Origin of the sequence: Brachyspira hampsonii, assembly GCF_001746205.1 — a bacterium.
GTDB lineage: Bacteria > Spirochaetota > Brachyspiria > Brachyspirales > Brachyspiraceae > Brachyspira > Brachyspira hampsonii_B.
The window spans coordinates 367,202-385,703 of sequence record NZ_MDCO01000006.1; the positions used below are offsets into that span (position 1 = coordinate 367,202).

At 27.9% G+C, this 18,502-nt stretch carries 14 protein-coding genes; 1 reads left to right on the forward strand and 13 read right to left on the reverse strand.

All coding sequences use genetic code 11. From position 1 onward, the window contains the following. Positions 1 to 66: 66 nt before the first annotated feature. From carB to BFL38_RS04730, 9 genes are all read right to left on the reverse strand, one after another. Positions 67 to 3,264: a carbamoyl-phosphate synthase large subunit gene (carB, locus tag BFL38_RS04690; RefSeq protein WP_069725957.1), complete on the reverse strand. Its 3,198-nt coding sequence runs from the start codon at positions 3,262 to 3,264 to the stop codon at positions 67 to 69. Then, complete coding sequence (carA, locus tag BFL38_RS04695; RefSeq protein WP_069725958.1) at positions 3,257 to 4,342, reverse strand: glutamine-hydrolyzing carbamoyl-phosphate synthase small subunit; 1,086 nt, start codon at positions 4,340 to 4,342, stop codon at positions 3,257 to 3,259. The genes carB and carA overlap by 8 nt, the downstream gene beginning before the upstream one ends. Positions 4,343 to 4,576: 234 nt before the next feature. Further along, entirely contained in the window at positions 4,577 to 5,530 is a 954-nt protein-coding gene (locus BFL38_RS04700) for a peptidylprolyl isomerase (RefSeq protein WP_069725959.1), read from the reverse strand. An 87-nt stretch (positions 5,531 to 5,617) separates the two neighbouring features. After that, complete coding sequence (locus tag BFL38_RS04705) at positions 5,618 to 7,081, reverse strand: B12-binding domain-containing radical SAM protein (protein WP_069725960.1); 1,464 nt, start codon at positions 7,079 to 7,081, stop codon at positions 5,618 to 5,620. A 7-nt stretch (positions 7,082 to 7,088) separates the two neighbouring features. Beyond that, positions 7,089 to 7,532, reverse strand: a complete 444-nt coding sequence (locus BFL38_RS04710; protein WP_069725961.1) for a YkgJ family cysteine cluster protein — start codon at positions 7,530 to 7,532, stop codon at positions 7,089 to 7,091. A gap of 65 nt (positions 7,533 to 7,597) precedes the next feature. Next, complete coding sequence (locus tag BFL38_RS04715; protein WP_069725962.1) at positions 7,598 to 8,038, reverse strand: MarR family winged helix-turn-helix transcriptional regulator; 441 nt, start codon at positions 8,036 to 8,038, stop codon at positions 7,598 to 7,600. 121 nt (positions 8,039 to 8,159) lie between these two features. Then, positions 8,160 to 10,388, reverse strand: coding sequence for a glycoside hydrolase family 2 protein (locus tag BFL38_RS04720; protein ID WP_069725963.1), 2,229 nt, complete (start codon positions 10,386 to 10,388; stop codon positions 8,160 to 8,162). A gap of 554 nt (positions 10,389 to 10,942) precedes the next feature. After that, positions 10,943 to 11,410, reverse strand: coding sequence for a TspO/MBR family protein (locus BFL38_RS04725; RefSeq protein WP_069725964.1), 468 nt, complete (start codon positions 11,408 to 11,410; stop codon positions 10,943 to 10,945). Positions 11,411 to 11,513: 103 nt separating this feature from the next. After that, positions 11,514 to 11,945, reverse strand: coding sequence for a hypothetical protein (locus BFL38_RS04730; protein ID WP_069725965.1), 432 nt, complete (start codon positions 11,943 to 11,945; stop codon positions 11,514 to 11,516). A gap of 207 nt (positions 11,946 to 12,152) precedes the next feature. Between BFL38_RS04730 and BFL38_RS04735 the strand changes: the two genes are divergently transcribed. Next, complete coding sequence (locus tag BFL38_RS04735; protein ID WP_069725966.1) at positions 12,153 to 13,220, forward strand: ankyrin repeat domain-containing protein; 1,068 nt, start codon at positions 12,153 to 12,155, stop codon at positions 13,218 to 13,220. A gap of 540 nt (positions 13,221 to 13,760) precedes the next feature. Here BFL38_RS04735 and recF read toward each other — a convergent pair. The 4 genes from recF to BFL38_RS04755 form a co-directional block, all read right to left on the reverse strand. Then, positions 13,761 to 14,828 (reverse strand): DNA replication/repair protein RecF, encoded by a 1,068-nt coding sequence (gene recF / locus BFL38_RS04740; RefSeq protein ID WP_069725967.1) that lies wholly within the window; start codon positions 14,826 to 14,828, stop codon positions 13,761 to 13,763. 156 nt (positions 14,829 to 14,984) lie between these two features. After that, the gene (metK, locus tag BFL38_RS04745; RefSeq protein ID WP_069725968.1) at positions 14,985 to 16,169 is read right to left on the reverse strand and encodes a methionine adenosyltransferase; all 1,185 of its coding nucleotides are present in this window, start codon (positions 16,167 to 16,169) and stop codon (positions 14,985 to 14,987) included. A 165-nt stretch (positions 16,170 to 16,334) separates the two neighbouring features. After that, positions 16,335 to 17,321 carry a vWA domain-containing protein gene (locus BFL38_RS04750; protein ID WP_069725969.1) on the reverse strand — a complete coding sequence of 329 codons (987 nt, stop codon included), beginning with the start codon at positions 17,319 to 17,321 and terminating at the stop codon, positions 16,335 to 16,337. A 175-nt stretch (positions 17,322 to 17,496) separates the two neighbouring features. Further along, positions 17,497 to 18,498, reverse strand: coding sequence for an AAA family ATPase (locus BFL38_RS04755; RefSeq protein ID WP_069725970.1), 1,002 nt, complete (start codon positions 18,496 to 18,498; stop codon positions 17,497 to 17,499). Between the last annotated feature and the right edge of the window lie 4 nt (positions 18,499 to 18,502).

The following is an 18,502-nucleotide window of genomic DNA, read 5'->3' on the forward strand; positions in this document are numbered from 1 at the left end:
TTTAAAATGAATTTTAAACTATGTATTTGTTTTTGTATTGATAACAAATACATAGTTTTTTATTTTTTAAATATTAGATAAATCCATTATAGTGAAATTCATAGATTCTATAACTTTAAGTAAAGCATAAGCCGTATCTAATGATGTAATACATGATATATTATTTTCAGCAGAAGCCCTTCTTAATTCTAAACTATCTGAATGTGTTTGGCTATTGCTTTCTATTGTATTTATAACATAGTCCACTTTACCAAGTCTTATAGTGTCTATTATATTTTCTAAACCTTCTTCATAAATTTTTGATACTTCTTTAACATAGAGTCCTTTTTCTCTTAAGAAATTAGCAGTTCCTTTTGTAGCATATATTCCGTAGCCTATATTAGAAAATCTCTTTGCCAAATCAAGTATTTCAATTTTATGATTATCTGAAATAGTGAGAAGTACATTTCCCTGTAAAGGTATTCTAAGTCCGCTTGCTATTAATGCTTTGTATAATGCTTTTTCAAAATTAAAATCAAAACCTAATGCCTCGCCTGTACTTTTCATTTCAGGTCCTAGTATAGTATCTACCTTTCTTAATTTAGCAAAAGAAAATACAGGAGCTTTAACAAATACCTTATTAGATTCTTCCTTATATAAACTATTGTATCCTTGCTCTTTTAATGATTTTCCAATTATGCACATAGTTGCCGCATTAGCCATTGGTATATTAGTTATTTTGCTTAAGAAAGGTACTGTTCTGCTGCTTCTAGGATTCACTTCAAGTACATAAACATTATCATTTTTATCAACTATAAATTGTATATTGTAAAGCCCTATGAAATTAAATCCTATACCTATTCTTTTAGTATAATCAATAATAGTTTCTTTTACTTTATTTGATATTGTTTGAGTAGGGTATACGCTTATAGAATCACCGGAATGAATTCCTGCTCTTTCTATATGCTCCATAATTCCCGGAATAAATATATTATTCTCACTGTCGGCAATAGCATCAATTTCTATTTCCTTTCCTATAACATACTTATCAATTAATATAGGAGCTTTATTGCTTACTTCTTTTACAGCAGTTTCCATATAAATTTTTAAAGATGAATCATTATCCACTATCTCCATAGCTCTTCCTCCAAGTACATAGCTAGGACGAACTAAAACAGGATAGCCTATATTATTTGCTATTACTAAAGCCTCATCAACAGTTATAGCAGTTTCACCTTTAGGCTGAGGTATATTAAGAGTTTTTAACATCTCTTCAAATTCATGTCTGTCTTCAGCCTTATTGATATTTTCTAAAGAAGTGCCTAATATATTAACTCCATGCATAACTAGTTTTTCTGCCAAGTTAATAGCAGTTTGTCCGCCAAACTGTACTATAACACCTTTAGGTTTTTCAAGCTCTATTATATGCATAACATCTTCTATAGTTAAAGGTTCAAAATAAAGTTTATCGGATATAGAAAAATCAGTTGATACAGTTTCAGGATTATTATTTATTACTATAGCTTCATATCCGGCTTCTCTTATAGTCATAACACAATGAACTGTAGAATAATCAAACTCCACACCTTGTCCTATTCTTATAGGTCCTGAACCTAGAACTATTATGCTTTCCTTTCCGCTTTTAAAAGATTCATTTTCTTTTTCATAAGTAGAATAGAAATAAGGAGTCTCGCTTTCAAACTCTCCTGCACAAGTGTCAACCATTTTATATACAGGAATTATATTATTTTCATGTCTTAATTTGTATATATGCATTTCTTCAGTTTCCCAAACTTTAGATATATAACTATCAGAAAATCCTCTCTCCTTGCATTCTTTTAAAACTTCTATATCCATTTTATTTTTGTATAATTTTTCTTCTAATGCAATTATATTTTTTATTTTGTCTAAAAAGAATTTATCTATATGAGTAATATATATAATATCTTTTATATCTTCTTTTCGTCTTAGAAGTTCAGCTATAATAAATATTCTTAAATCATCTCTTAATTCTATACGCTCCCATAATTTTTTAGTGGTATAATTAGAAACATCATTATGTATTATATGATCGCATTTTATTTCAAGAGAGCGTACAGCTTTTAAAAATGACTCTTCAAAATTTCTTCCTATACTCATAACTTCGCCTGTAGCTTTCATCTGAGTACCAAGCTGTCTGTCTGCATTAGGAAATTTATCGAATGGAAGTCTTGGGAATTTTGTAACTACATAATCAATAGAAGGCTCAAAACATGCAAAACTTTTTTTAGTTATTGGATTAATTATTTCATCTAAAGTCATACCAACTGCTATTTTGGCACTGATTTTAGCAATAGGATAACCCGTAGCTTTACTAGCCAAAGCACTGGAACGAGATACTCTAGGATTAACTTCTATTATATAATATTTAAAGCTATTAGGATCTAATGCCAACTGTACATTGCATCCGCCGCATATTTTCAAAGCTCTTATTATTTTAAGACTGACATTTCTAAGCATTTGATTTTCTCTGTCGCTTAAAGTCTGACAAGGAGCAACTACTATACTGTCTCCTGTATGTATTCCAACAGGATCAACATTTTCCATATTGCATACTACTATAGCGTTATCATTGTTATCTCTTATTACTTCATATTCTATTTCTTTATAACCTGCGATACTCTTTTCAACTAAGCATTCATGTACGGGACTAATTTTTAAACCTGTTTCACATATTTCTATTAATTCTCTTTCATTGCGTGCAAATCCGCCTCCTGTTCCTCCGAGAGTATAAGCAGGACGAACCACCAAGTGATAGCCTATTTTATTTGCAAATTCAATAGCTTCTTCAACACTATGAACTATCATACTTTCAGGAACAGGTTCATTAATATCATTCATAAGATTTTTAAAAAGTTCCCTGTCTTCAGCACAATTTATAGCATTCAAATCTGTACCCAATATTTCAACATCATATTCATCTAATATTCCGCTCTCAGCAAGTTCAACAACCAAATTTAATCCTGTCTGACCTCCAAGAGAACCTAATACAGCATCAGGTCTTTCTTTATATATTATTCTTTTAGCGAAATCCAAATTAATAGGCTCAATATAAACTTTATCAGCAACAGCAGCATCAGTCATTATAGTAGCAGGATTAGAATTTATAAGTACAACCTCATATCCTTCTTCTCTTAAAGATTGGCATGCCTGCGTACCTGCATAATCAAATTCAGCAGCCTGTCCTATAATAATAGGTCCTGACCCAATAACTAATATTTTTTTTATATCTGTTCTTTTAGGCATTTTTTTCTCCATAATTGTTGTTTATCATTTCAATAAAATTATCAAATAAATATTTACTGTCTTCAGGTCCCGGACTAGATTCAGGGTGATACTGAACAGAAAATACAGGATATCTTTTATGCTTAACTCCCTCACAGCTTCCGTCATTTAAAGATATATGCGTCATAACAAGATCCGTATTTGCTAAACTTTCTGCTTTTACTGCATAACTATGATTCTGACTTGTTATGCTTACTTTTCCGGTTTCTAAATCTTTAACAGGGTGATTTCCGCCCCTATGACCAAATTTTAATTTCATAGTATCAGCACCGCATGCCAAACTTATAAGCTGATGTCCCAAGCATATACCAAATATTGGTACCTTTCCTATAAGCTCTTTTATTGTATTTATAGATTCTTTAACATCTTTAGGGTTTCCCGGTCCGTTTGAAAGCATTATTCCATCAGGATTTAAACTCATTATTGTTTTGAAATCTGTATCATAAGGAACTACTATCAAATCGCAATTTCTTTCGCTTAATTCTCTTATTATTCCGAGTTTTGCTCCGAAATCTATTAATACAACTTTCTTACCTCTATTAGGAATGGGAAAGGCATTTTTTGTAGAAACTCTTTTTACATGATCATTTATATATGGTGTTTCTTTAAGCATTTTTACTATATCATCTTTATTATCTATAGTGTCGCTCATTACAGCTTTAAGAGTGCCGGCTTCTCTTATTTTTTTTGTTATTGCTCTAGTATCTATATTTTCTATACCCGGAATATTTTTAAGCTTCAAAAACTCATCTATAGTTTCAGCATTCCTGAAGTTATTAGGACTTTTACAAGCCTCTTTAACTACAAATCCAAATATAGCCGGATTCAAACTTTCAAAATCATCTCTGTTTATTCCATAATTTCCTATAAGCGGATAAGTCATAACAGTAATTTGTCCGCAGTAAGATAAATCGGATAATACTTCCTGATAACCTGTCATAGATGTATTAAATACTAATTCTCCAACTTTAAAATTATCAGAACCAAAAGCTATGCCTTCATAATGGCTTGCATCTTCGAGTATTAAGTAACGTTTCAAATTACACCTTCCTATTATTCTAAATTTTTTTTAGATTTTTGTTAAAAATAAAAAAAAGATTGGAAATTAACGGAAAGTCAATCTCCAATCTTTTTAAGATTATCAAAAACTGTTAACAGCATTTTCTTTAATTTAAACTTTTTCCAAATCATAGTACAATTTTCTCAATTTTTGTTTTTAATAATAACATATAATAATTTATTTTACAATTAATTTTTTGTTTAAGTATATCAATTATTTATAAATTTGAACAGATACTCTTTTAGTTTCTTCGTCAAGCCATTTTATGAATGATTCTCTCATACGAGCCTCGCTTAAATAGTTTTTTACTCTTGTTCTTATGCTCTCCATATCCTTTTCTATTGCCATTATTTTTACTATATAGAATCCTTTTCCAACTAATTCACGAACACTGCTTACAGTACCTACTTTATATCCTCTTTTAGCCAAATTAAGACCGGCATTTATTTGAGCCGGCAAAGATCTTTTACCAGCATCATAAAGAAGATTATATCCCAAATCTCCTCCGTTTTTTCTTGTTGCTTCATCTTCACTGTATTGTTTAGCTAATTCAGCAAAATCTTGTCCCCTTGCTGCCATTCCTCTTACTTTACTTGCTAATTCTTGTTTTTCTCCTTTTTCTGTAAATGTGGCAGCTTTGAAAAAGATCCAAGAAAGTTTTACCAAAGTATCAGCTTCAAATGCAGATTTATCTTTAGAATTATTATAGAATTCATCAGCTTCTTTATCAGTAATTTCTGTGTTATTAACTACAAGTCCATATAAATTTTCCATAGCTATTTGTTTTTTTATAGAATTCTTATATTCTTCATAAGATATTCCTTCAGCCATAAGCTGCTTAGCAAACTGATCTGAAGTCATATTATATTGTTTTGCAATACTTTCTAATCTTCTTTTGACATCATTATCTTCTATGACATAATTATTTTCTTTAAGTTTTAAATACATTATCCTTTCTTCAACTAAATCTTTATAAACCATATCATCAGTAACTTTTTGTCCAATAGATCTAGCCTGCAATGTCAAAAATGTTTTTCTGCTTAAAAAATCTTCATAAGTAATGGGCATAGAACCAACTATACCAACTATGCTATTTACAACATCATTAAATAAAAGATTACTTTGCATAAAAATAAAAGATAATATAAAAACTATTATTTTTTTCATATAAACTTTAATCCTCAATAATTATGGCATTATATATAAACCGTTTAAAAAGAATATCATTAAAACATTTTCAATGCAAGTATATTTTTAATCATTTAAGTAGTATGAAAGTATGTTTTTAAACGATTTTATATAGTATTTTATATCGTAAATATCTCTTATACTTTTTATTTTCTGAAAAACATATCTTGGAGTAAATGATAAATTATAAAAGGATTCAATGTATTTGAATATTTGTTCATCATCTATATCCAGCTTCATAATACTTTTTCTCATATCATAGTCAAACCAATTTTTAGTTTTAATCAAATTATTTTCATCGCAATATTTGAATAATTTGGTTCCGGGATATGGTATAAAAATAGAAGCGTTCATAGAATTAATATATCCATTGAACATTAAATATTTTATAATATTGAATGTATTTTTTATATCTTCAGGTGTTTCCCAAGGATAACCTATTTTTACCATTATATCTACAAATAAACCTGCTTGCTTTGCTAATTTTATGGATTCTATAATATTTTCTATCTTGTTATCATTAATACCTAGTTTCTCAATAGTTTTAGAATTTCCTGAAGGTAAATTAAAAATAACTGTTTTAAATCCGGATTTTTTCATCATTTTATAGTCTTGATATTCTAATATTCCAAGATAAACATAACAGTCTATATAAAGTTTTTTATGGAGTTTTCTTTCTTTCATAGTTTCGCAGAATAATGAAAGCCATTCTCCTGTGGGAAAATAAACACTTGTGTCTAATATTTCTTTTATTCCATATCTTTTATTTAAATATTCTATTTCATCTATTACATTAATTGGATTTCTAACTCTTATATTATTAAATAGAATATTTGAAGAATTACTGTTATAGTTATTATATATAGAACCTCTTGCCGACATTATAGATGTTCCGGGTGTTTTTTTGAAATACCTATTTATTTTTGAATATAGTTTCCAATTTGTGAGATTTCTATCTATAAATGGAAGTCTGTCTAGAGATTCTTCAAGTTCAAATTTTCCTGTATTTTTAATATTTCCATTTGAAGTTCTGTAGTATATTCCTTTTTTCAGTTTCTCACCATTATTTATATGATTAACCAAATTCAAAAGAAGAAAGTCATAATCTCCGCCTGTTAATACAAAATCAGTTTTAGATTTATTCATACTTTCTTCAGGCAAAGCTGTAACATGATCCCCTCCTAAAACTATATAAGTATTGCTATATCTTTCCTTTAATGCTTCTATTGTATCCCAAATATAATTGATTATAGGAGTTTTTACCTCAAAAAATATTAAATCAGGAGAGATATTATCCATACTATTAAACCAATCTATAGTTGTTATATTAGATGCTATTGTATCTAAAAACACAACATTAATTCCATTATTCTTTAATAATGTGGCGGCATAAGATGGTATTATAGGATATGAATATGATGGATTTTTTAACCATTGAAATTGTCTATTTAAGGACATCAAAGGATATCCATTATTATATTCAAATGGCGGATATGTTATACAAACTTTTTTTATTGCTTTTTTTTTCATATTTTATCTATTTTTTAGTTTTTTTAGCAGCCTTTTTCTTTGTACCGGAAGATTTTTTCTTAATTATCTTATTTTCATATACATATTTTTCTAATTCATACTGATCATCAAATATGACATCATACCATTCTTCATATCTTTCACATTTGGGTGGGCTGTGTTTTGAGCAGATTTCATTTCTATTTTCATAATTCTTACATAAATATGTTTTTTTATCTAAATATCTGCATTCGCTTCTTATCATGTGATACCAAGTGTTCTCATATATAAATATAAATGAATGTCTGAAATGCAAATACCATTTTAATGTATTAAGTTCGCTTTCATTTTTAGGAGGAGAGATTTCCATTACTAAATCATGACAGCATAATGAATTGCAGTCTGCACATAATTTTTCACTTACTTTTTCTTTTCTATTTTTTAATAAACTATCTGAAGGTATAACTTTCAAAATAAAACCGCCTTTAAAATAATTTATACAATTATTATATTAATTATTTTATTAAATTCAATATTTTAATTATCAAAATAATTATTCATAAATGTTATAAGTTTCTTTTGAGATTCAACATAATTTTTTATCTCATCTTCTGTAAGACATTTAAGCATTGCCATATCCAATTTTTCCAACTCTTTTAATATAGGCTCGGCAAATGTATTTCCCTTTTTTGTTAAACTAATAAGTCTATTTCTTTTATCTTTAGGATTAACTTTTTTCTTAATATATCCTTTCTTTTCAAAGTTATCTAATATAGAACAAACAGTTTGTTTTGGTACAGACAATTTTTCTGTAATGGAGTTCTGTACGCATTCTTTGCTGTTGTAAATTATAAATAATGTAAATAAAGCTAAATCTGTTATTCCATATTGCTTAGCCCATAGATAATAAAATCTATTTGATGTATACCAAAAATCATATATTATTTCTATATGTTTTTTCATATCTTCATTTTTCATAATTCTTCCTATAAATAGTATTATAACTATAATTAAACAATAAATTGCAAATAAAACAAGATGGCTTTATATAAAAAAAGAGCTTGAAATATCAATTTCAAACCCTTTTTTATACTTGTTATTATTTTACTTTTATTTCAATAGAAGAGGTTTTAACCCTTTTATTTTGTACCGTAACTTTTATACTTCCCTTCTTATTATTTGATTTTACCCAAAAAGAATAGTATCCGCCTTCTAATACAGGATTATCATTTCCTATTAATTCTCCGGAACCTTTAACTTCTATAGTAATAGCTTCATTAATATATGGAAGTCTGTTTCCTATTGCATCAACTGCTTTTACAGTTATTCTTGTAGAATCCCAAGAAGAGCCTTCACTTATAGCATTGATTTCATAGTCATCGGCATACATCTCTAAACTTGAAAATGTAGGATTACTCAAATAGTTTTTTTCTATAACTGCTTTTCCTTCTATGTATCCTATTATTTTAATATCTCCCCAACCCATATCACTTACACCTGGTATATTAACTTCCATAGTAATTATTACAGGAGGATGCTTTAAGCCCTGATACTTTCCTGCTGCAGGATACTCTTTCGCTAAAAGTTCATCTCGGTAATATAATTCAACATAATCACAATTTGTAGCAACCATCAAAGGAGATATTCCTCCTATAGCTCTTTCTCCTCTGGCATATATAGTGATAGGTTCTAATACTATTTTATTTCTTTTGTTTGTTTGTGATGAATATACTGATGCGGCCAATTTTGGATTTCTAAACATATCATAAACGCCATGATAGCATATTCTGTCGCCTGAACCGAAATTATAGTGAGTATGATAATCAAATGTACACCAGCCTGTAGAACCTGAGATATGATTATCTATAGCAACGGCATTAATTATTTCAAAATGTCTTTTAGTATGTTCTATTAATCTTTCTTCACAGTCCTGCATTTTTGTAGGGAACATATGTCCGTTATATTCTGTTATCATATACGGAACATTCTTATCTAATTTGGTTACAGATTTCTGTGCTTTTAGAGGATCAGCAGTACCGTCATAATTAAAATCATTCACTGTGTATACATCTTCTAATAATTCACTTCCTGTTATATATCTTACTCCGCCTGTTTGTCTTGTTTTATCAAGTTCATGTGCTGTTTTATTAGTCTCTTTATAAAAGTTATGGTTATCCTGACTTTCATTTATTCTTACTCCCCATATTATAATGGAAGGATGATGATAATCTCTTTCTATCATATCTTTAACATTTTCTACAGAAACTTTCTGCCATTTTTTATCGCCTATATGCTGCCAGCCAGGAATTTCTTCAAATACCATTAATCCTATCTCATCGCATCTGTCTAAGAAATGTCTTGAAGCAGGGTAGTGCGAAGAACGAACTATATTAAGTCCTAAGTCGAATTTTAATATATCGGCATCTTTCTTTTGTATTCTTTCAGGCATAGCATAACCAACATAAGGGAAGCTTTGATGTCTGTTTAATCCTCTAAGCTTTATTCTTCTATCATTTAAGAAAAATCCGTTCTCTGTAAATTTAGCATCTCTAAATCCGATTTTTACAGAAAAGTTATCTTCATTGCTGGCAATAGATACTTCCAATCTATAAAGTCTCGGATTATCTATATCCCATAATTCTATTCTGTCAGAGTCTATATGTTCATCTACTGTTATATCTGTAAATAATTCGCCTTTTTTTAAAGTTATTTCTTTTTTTATCTCGCATATATGATATTCTCTATTATATAAATTAATAGAAATTGTTTCTTTAATGCTTTCTTTTTTGCTGTTTCTTATTCTTATCTTTCCTGTTATATTTTGATTAGCAAGTCCTGTAAGCATAACATTTTCTATTGATATATTATCAGCAATAATAATTTGTACTTCTCTGTATATTCCGCCATAGCATAAATAATCTATTTCATTTCCGAAAGGCGGAATATCTTCTCTTTCCGTACTATCTAGTTTTACAGCTATGAGATTTTCTCCGTCTTTTAATTCATCTGTGATATCATATACAAAAGGTAAATATCCGCCTTTATGCTCTCCAAAACTTTTTTCATTGACAAATACTTCAGCAGCCGCCATAGCACCTTCAAAATTAATTAATATTCTCTTGCCTTCTAATTTTGATTTGTCGTATTGAAAAATATTTTGATATCCTGATACGAGCCAAGTATCTGATTCGTTGAAATAATGCAGAGGTATTTCAGAAACTGTATGAGGCAATGTGATATTTTCTCCGTTTAATTTTTCAATTTTTATATTATCATTCCATTCCTTAAAAAACTTCCAATCGGTATTAAAATTGATTATTTCTCTCATTTTTGTAATACTCCAATAATTTTTTATGAAAATATTTTATATTTAAAATAATAAAAATCAATGAAAGTGTTAAAAAATATATTTTATTGATTTAATATATTGAATTTACTCATACTTTTTATGAATATATAGATAGTATGAAATAAAAGTGTTATGCAATTTAGGTAAAATAATAAACTTATTTTAGAACTATAGAGTTTTAGAAATTATGTTTTTATTCAACACGCGTTAAACTCATACTAAAATAATAGTTAATTAATAGTTCTAATTTTTGCTATAAACTGAAATTTTATTCACCGCGTGCTATTGTAACATCAAATTAAAAAAACACTTGGGCGGGTGTGCTTTTTCTTAATTGGCTATAAGTATGAATAAAATGTTTATTTCAGAGTAAAGTTTTAAAATTTATAGGGTGGGGAGTGAGAATGAATTTATAATTTTTTTGCATATTTAATGAGGTATGCTATTAGCATAGGTATAAAAAAGTTTATATAGAAAATTCCATAAATAATTTTTAAATCACTGTAGAAATAAAGTATATTATTTTTTGATGCTTAATTATATGTTACTATATAAAATGTCAAATAGCTTGCAAATAAGCACCATGCTAAATACGGTACAAGAAGATAAGAAGCTGCTTTTGAAATAGATTTAAATTTTATTATAGTTATTATTATCATAACATCCAAAATCATTATTTCTATAAGACCGAATAAAGGCTGTTTTAATCCGAAGAAAATAAAAGTCCAAAGAGAATTTAATATTAATTGCACTATAAAAATTATAACAGCTTTTTTGTCTGTAGGTTTTTTATTGATTATAATCGAAACTGATATGGCAAGCAGTATATAAAGAATGCTCCAAGCTATTGGAAATAGTATATTTGGCGGATTTAACGGCGATCTGTTAAGTGAATCATACCAAACAAAATTATCCGCTTTTACACTGAGTCCTCCCACAGCACCTATTAATAGACATACAACTATTGAAATTATTAAAGTAATGATAAATCTTTTATTCATACATTATACTCCTAACTGATATTATTAATTATATATTATAATATAAATTTAGTAGTCATTATATAGTTTGAAGTTTGCGTAAAAACAGAACTTTTTAATATTTTTATGCATAAGTATCTAAATTATTTCCTTTAGAAGATGAACTTGCTATTGCTGCTTTTGTAACACCTCCGGAAACATAAACTCTTTTACATTCTGGGCATATATTAGTAGTTAATGTTACATTTTGAAAGATTACCTCACCGCCGCTTTTTTCAGCAGATCTTTGATTATTTGCAACATGCTCTTGTTCATGTGATGCTACTAGGGAAGGAGCACTTGAAGGATCTATACGAGTAGGACTTTTAAAAGATACTCCTATATCATTAGAGCCGTCCTGATATGTTCTTGAAGCACAAGTTTTACATACTCCTACTTCACTTATAGGAGTTTTTTGACTTGCTTCCTGAACAATATTATTGATATTGCTGCTGTTATTTCTTATGTTAGTATTGTTTCTTATATAAGGAGCATTATTACGAATACTTATTTCCATAATTTTATCCTCTTAAATATTTAATTCTACCCCTATATTCAAATTATAAACCTATAAAAATAAATATCAATACATATTATATTTATAATTGTTGTTATGTTTACTATTTATACGATTTTATTTATAATTTGACAAATTTTTTATTTTATAAGTATAGTTTTATTATTTCCGATAATAGAAACGGTATTTTATAACTTGGATTTTATAATGAAAAAAATAATTATTCTATTATTTATAGTATTTAATTTGGCATTTGCTCAGAATGATGAGTTAATGGAATCTATAAAAAATAATGATATAGATAAAGTAAAAATATTATTAAGAGAAGGCATTAACTTGGATTTATATAATGTAAATTATGGTATGAGTCCTTTAATGTATGCCGCTCAGCTTGGTAATAAGGAGATAGTTCAGGAACTTCTTGATTTCGGTGCTAAAGATTTTGATTTTGCTTTTTATGTTGCATGTGCCGAAGGTTATTGGGATATAGCAGAGAATATAATGAAATCTGGGGCTAGTAATTATAATATTGCATTATCTTATGCGGCTATTGGCGGACAATTAGATATAGCAGAGAAACTTATTGATTTAGGTGCTAAGGATCTTAATTCAGCATTGGTGTCTGCATGCGAAGGCAATCATTTAGAGGTTGTAAAATATTTAATAGATAAAGGTGCTAATGTTAACACAAGGGCGTATATAGAAGTATACAGAAATTATAAAGGTGCTGAGAGAAAATCGCCTTTAACTGCGGCAACTAATATTGATATAATAAAAGAATTAGTAAATGCTGGGGCAAGTAATTTGAATGAAGCTATTATATATAATTCTCAAGTGATATCTACGAATTTTGACAGCACTCATTCTACGGAAATATTAAATGAATATATAAATTTAGGTGCTGATGTAAATTCTTCAAGTACAAATGATGGAAAAACACTTCTTATGTATTTGATAGAAAAAAGGCAATTAGATTTTGAATTAATAAAAAAAGTGATAGAACTTGGTGCCGATGTTAATGCACGCGACAGAAATGGAAATACTGTTTTAATAAGAGCGGTAATGTATGAATATGAAGCTCCTGTTCAGGATAGTAATTTAAATAAAAAAATATACAGAACCATAGGAACACCTATAAATATAATAGAAGAACTTTTAAAAGCTGGAGCTAATCCTACTGATAGAAACAGTTATGGAAATACTGCATACAGATTAGCAGCAAAAAATAAAAGAGACGATATAATAAAACTTTTTGATGAATATTTAAAAAGATAATCATTTATATAATCTAAAATCCCATATTATAAGAGTTAGTAAAGTATAAATAAATCTCTTTGACACTTTTTGTTAAAAAAGCTGATATAATTTTTAATTAGTTAATTTTGTAAATTTGATAATTTTTTTAACGCACGCTTAATTCGCTTTTATAATAAATTTAAATTGTATCAATAAGGAAATTAATCTTTTAATATAGTTTTGCGTGCGGTGAAAATACAACAAATTTAAACCAATTTGGGCGGGTGCTAAAAATTCTAATAAAATTATAAATATTATAAAAATAAAATAGTTAATTAAAACAAAAAAATATAAAGGGAGGGTAGTCATAATAAAATTTATTTTTTAATTTAGTATATACAAAGAAAGAATATTATTTTCTATAGTCGAACCTGCAAAACTGTATTTCTGAACAATCTACTCATATCGGTAATTAAACTTGTATCAATATCACCCAAGTAAATATTTTTTCTTGCACTAACTTTTTCAATTCCTATTTTACATAAGGCTTATATTTCATTTTGAAACCTTTTATAATTTTCACATTCTTATATTTGGTATATCAAATACTTTTCCGTTTTCAAAGTTTTTTACTTTCTCTTTTTCTGTAACAGTAATAAATACCTGTCCTAATGTTTTTATGTATTCTAGTATATTATCTCGTCTTGTATTATCAAGCTCAAGCATAGCATCATCAATAAGTAGAATAGGAGATTTTTTTCTGTACTCGGATAATATTTTCTCACTTGCAAGTTTCATTATAAGAGTAAACATTCTTTTCTCACCTTGGGATGAAAATTTTTTTGAAAGGGAGTCTTTATAAAAGAATTGATACTCTGCTCTATGTATACCAAAATATGTGGTACGCATTCTTATTTGTTCGTTTAAGGTAGTTTCTAGTTTTTTTATGTATTCATTTTCATTTGAAATGTCTTCTATGGTAGACTGATACTTTATAACATAAGGGTTTTCACCATTAAAAATATTTTTATAGATTTCATTCATTTTATCTTCTAAAATAGAAGAGTATTTTTTATTTTCACCAGCTATATAAATAGAGAGTTTTGCTATATCGTTATTATAAATATATGCTTCATTAGGCTTGGTGCTTAGACATACATTTCTCATTTTTAATAGTTTATTATATTTTATTAATGCAAGCAGATATTCTGATGATATTGTAGATATTAACATATTAAAATAATCTCGTCTTAATTTAGGCTCTGCTATTACTAAGTCAGTATCATTTGGCAGAAATATAACATAAAGTATTCTTCCTATTAAATCTTTTCTTGAAGACACTTCTTTTTTATCTATAAATACATTTTTTACTTTTTTTTGATATGCTATTTCTATATTCGTATCATAATTTAATTCATCTTCTCTGAAAACTCCTCTCAAAAAATAATTATCATTTCCATTTTTTACAAGTTCTCTGTCAAGTCTTGTTCTAAATGATACGCCATTTCCAAGCATATATATTGCTTCAAGAATATTAGTTTTACCGCAGCCGTTATGTCCGTAAAGCACATTTATTTTATCAGAGAATTCAAATACATTTTCATTGTAATTTCTAAAAGAACGAATTGTAAGTTCTTTAAGTATCATTTTATTTAAGCCTTTTGTTTTATTAGTGAAAAGTATTATATATTAAAATATTAAAAATATCAGTAATTTATATTTGATAAAAATAAGGCTCGTTAATATAAAATATTAACAAGCCCTGAATGTTTAAAACTTTTTATAATTTATTTTTTTAATTAATTATTTAGCATTAGCAAACAAATCTTTTATATCTGTTTTTTCCCAAGTAAACTCTGGAAGCTCTCTGCCGAAGTGTCCGTAAGCAGTGGTTTTTTCATAAATAGGTCTTCTTAAATCTAATCTTTTGATTATGCCTGCTGGAGTTAAATCAAGCTCTTTAGAAACTATATTGGCCAATACTTCATCATGTACTTTTGCTGTACCGAAAGTATTAACATATACAGATAAAGGCTCAGGAACACCTATAGCATAAGCAAACTGAACTAAAGCTCTGTCAGCTATACCAGAAGCTACTATATTTTTAGCAACATATCTGGCCATATAGCAAGCACTTCTGTCTACTTTTGTAGGGTCTTTACCAGAAAAAGCACCGCCGCCATGAGCACCATGTCCGCCGTAACTGTCTACAATAATTTTTCTTCCTGTTAATCCGCAGTCGCCCATAGGACCGCCTACTACAAATGAACCTGTTGGGTTAATGTAGTATTTAGTATTTTCATCAAGCATATTAGCTGGGCATATTTCACTAATAACATGTTTTTTTATGTCAGTTTCTATTTGTTTATGATCAACGCCTGCAGCATGCTGAGTAGAAATAACAACCGCTTCTATTCTAGCAGCTTTACCGTCTTTATATTCAACAGTAACCTGACTTTTGCCGTCTGGTCTTAAATAGTCAACTATTTTATCTTTTCTAACTTTAGCCAAACGCTCTGCCAATCTATGAGCTAAATATATAGTTAAAGGCATAAATGTTTCAGTTTCATTTATAGCATAACCGAACATTATACCTTGATCGCCTGCACCTTCAGAAACATTTGATGATTCAGAATTAAATAATCCTTTACCAGCACTAACACCCATATCTATATCTGGAGACTGCTCAGCAATAGCCTCCATTACTGCACAAGTATCAGCGTCAAAACCCATTTCGCTGCTTGTGTATCCTATTCGCCTTACGGTATCTCTAGCGATTTTTTGATAATCCAATTTAGCTTTTGTAGTGATTTCTCCAGCAATTAAAATCATTCCAGTTTTTGCTAAAGTTTCACAAGCTACTCTTGAATTAGGATCTTGTTTTAAACATTCGTCTAAGACTGCATCGCTTACAGCATCGCAGATCTTATCAGGATGGCCTTCTGTTACCGATTCAGAAGAGAAATAATAATTTTTTATCTCTGCCATAGTTTTACCTCTTTATTAAAATATAATCAGAGTATTGTATAATAGTTAAAATAAATAGTCAAGGAAATATTTGATAATTATTACAATTTAGTATGAATAACTATTAATTTTTATAGAAATTATTATCATATATAGTATTAATTAAAAATTGTAATACATATCAAACTATGGTATTATCAAAAACCTAGTTGTAGAAAGTATAATACTCAGGCATAAACAAAGAAAAGCTATTATTATAAATGGTTTATACAATTCTTTATATTGAATTAAATCATCATCTAATATTGGTTTTTTCTCTAATCTGTCTATTGTATTGTAAACATTATCTAAAGCTGAAGCATTTTTAGCATTAAAATATTTTCCGCCTGTAGCTGCTGCTATATCTATTAAAGATTCTTCATTAAGTGTAAAATCCGCTCTTATTCTTCTTTTACCATAGTTGGGATCATCATAAGTTACCCAAGCATGACTTCCGTTAGCGTCTCCTATACCTATTGTGTATATTTTGATATTGAAATTGGAAGCTATCTCTGAAGCTAATTTAGGATCTATTTCACCAGAATTATTTTCTCCGTCTGTAAGAAGTATAATAATCTTTTCATTATTCTCCTTAATACTTCTAAGCATATCAACAGCAGTTGCAATTCCAAGTCCTATAGAAGTAGAACCTTCTTCATCTATTTCTATTTTTTTTATTTCTTCTTCTAATGAAGTATAATCAAAAGTAGCAGGTGATAGTACAGAAGCTCTTAATGCAAAAGCTACTAAACTTATTTTATCAAAATTTCTTTTTTTTATAAAGTCTATCATTGTTTTTTTAGAAGCCTCTAATCTTGTAGGTATCATATCTTCAGCCATCATAGAAGGAGAAACATCAACAACAAGAGAAATATAAACCCCTTCTCCATTAATATCTGATAAATGAGAAACTTTTGCAGGACGAGCTAAACCTATGATAGAAAAAAATAAAGCTAAAACTATAAGGGCAAATGGTATATCTTTAACATAGTACCTTGATTTCAATACTTTAGACATACTTACTCTTGGGTGCTTTACTGAATATGAATGATTTTTTCTTGTTTGTATATATAAAAATATTATAATAGGTAAAGTCAGCAGCAAGAATAAAAATTTTGGAGATACAAAAGTCATTTATATATTTTCCTAATTATAATTTTAATATTAAAACATGTTAAATAATACAAAGTAATATTTGCTAAACTATTATACTAAAATACGGATAAAAGTAAAGTATCATATATACAATAGATCTATATTTAATAATTAAATTATATTCGATGCATATAAATATTTTATATAATTTCTTTTATAATAACTTATCTATTATAGAAACTGCCTTTTCAAATCTTGACTGATAATCTCCGTTTATAGAATAATATTTAATTTTTAGATTATCAAGTATATCTTTTATTTGACTGCTGTATTTTTCTCTGTTATTTTTTATTACTTCGCTTCTATCACCGTCCTGAACAAAATCAACATCCGGCTCTAAAAATAATACTGCATCATATTTATTTATATTAATAATCGCTTTTGCTAATATTTCATTATTAATTATATTTTCATCTTTCAAAAAATGCATATAAAAATTTGTAATTACAGCATCAGTATCTATAAATAATATTTTATTACTATGTTCTGATGCCTTTATTTCATTTAGCTTATGAGTTAAAAGGATTTCTGTAAAATCTTCTGAAAGCATAAGCAAATCAGTTCCAGATTTTTCTGATAGTTCTCTGCCTGCTTCTTTTATATAGTTGGTATTATAATAATTAGCCAAATTAATTGTAAGTGTTGATTTTCCTGTACTTTCACTTCCCAAGAGCAGAACTTTTTTTGTATAATAAGTCTTTACTATATTAGGAATATAATCCCAATATTTATAAACATTTTCTCTAATTTTTGTAGAACTTATTTCATTTCTCTCTATAAATACTAACTTTGATTCTTTATAGTACCTTGTATAAAAAGAATCTTTATTTTTATAATCATCTCCCAAAAATACAGCATCAATCTTTTCACCTATAGCATTTTTAATTTTTATAGAATCCTCTTCCCATAAATCTTCTGTATAATCTTCTTTTGTTTTCGCATTATCTTCTATAAATAGAATTTTTACATTTCCTATATGTTTAGTTAATTGATAAAGCCATCTGTATCTTATTTTTCTATCAATTTCATTTCTATTATTTCCAATACATAGAATTATATAAAGAGTTTTGCATTGATTGGCGGCTTCTATTATGCATCTTACATGTCCAAGATGAATAGGATTAAATGAACCTGCATACATTCCAACATTATACATAAAA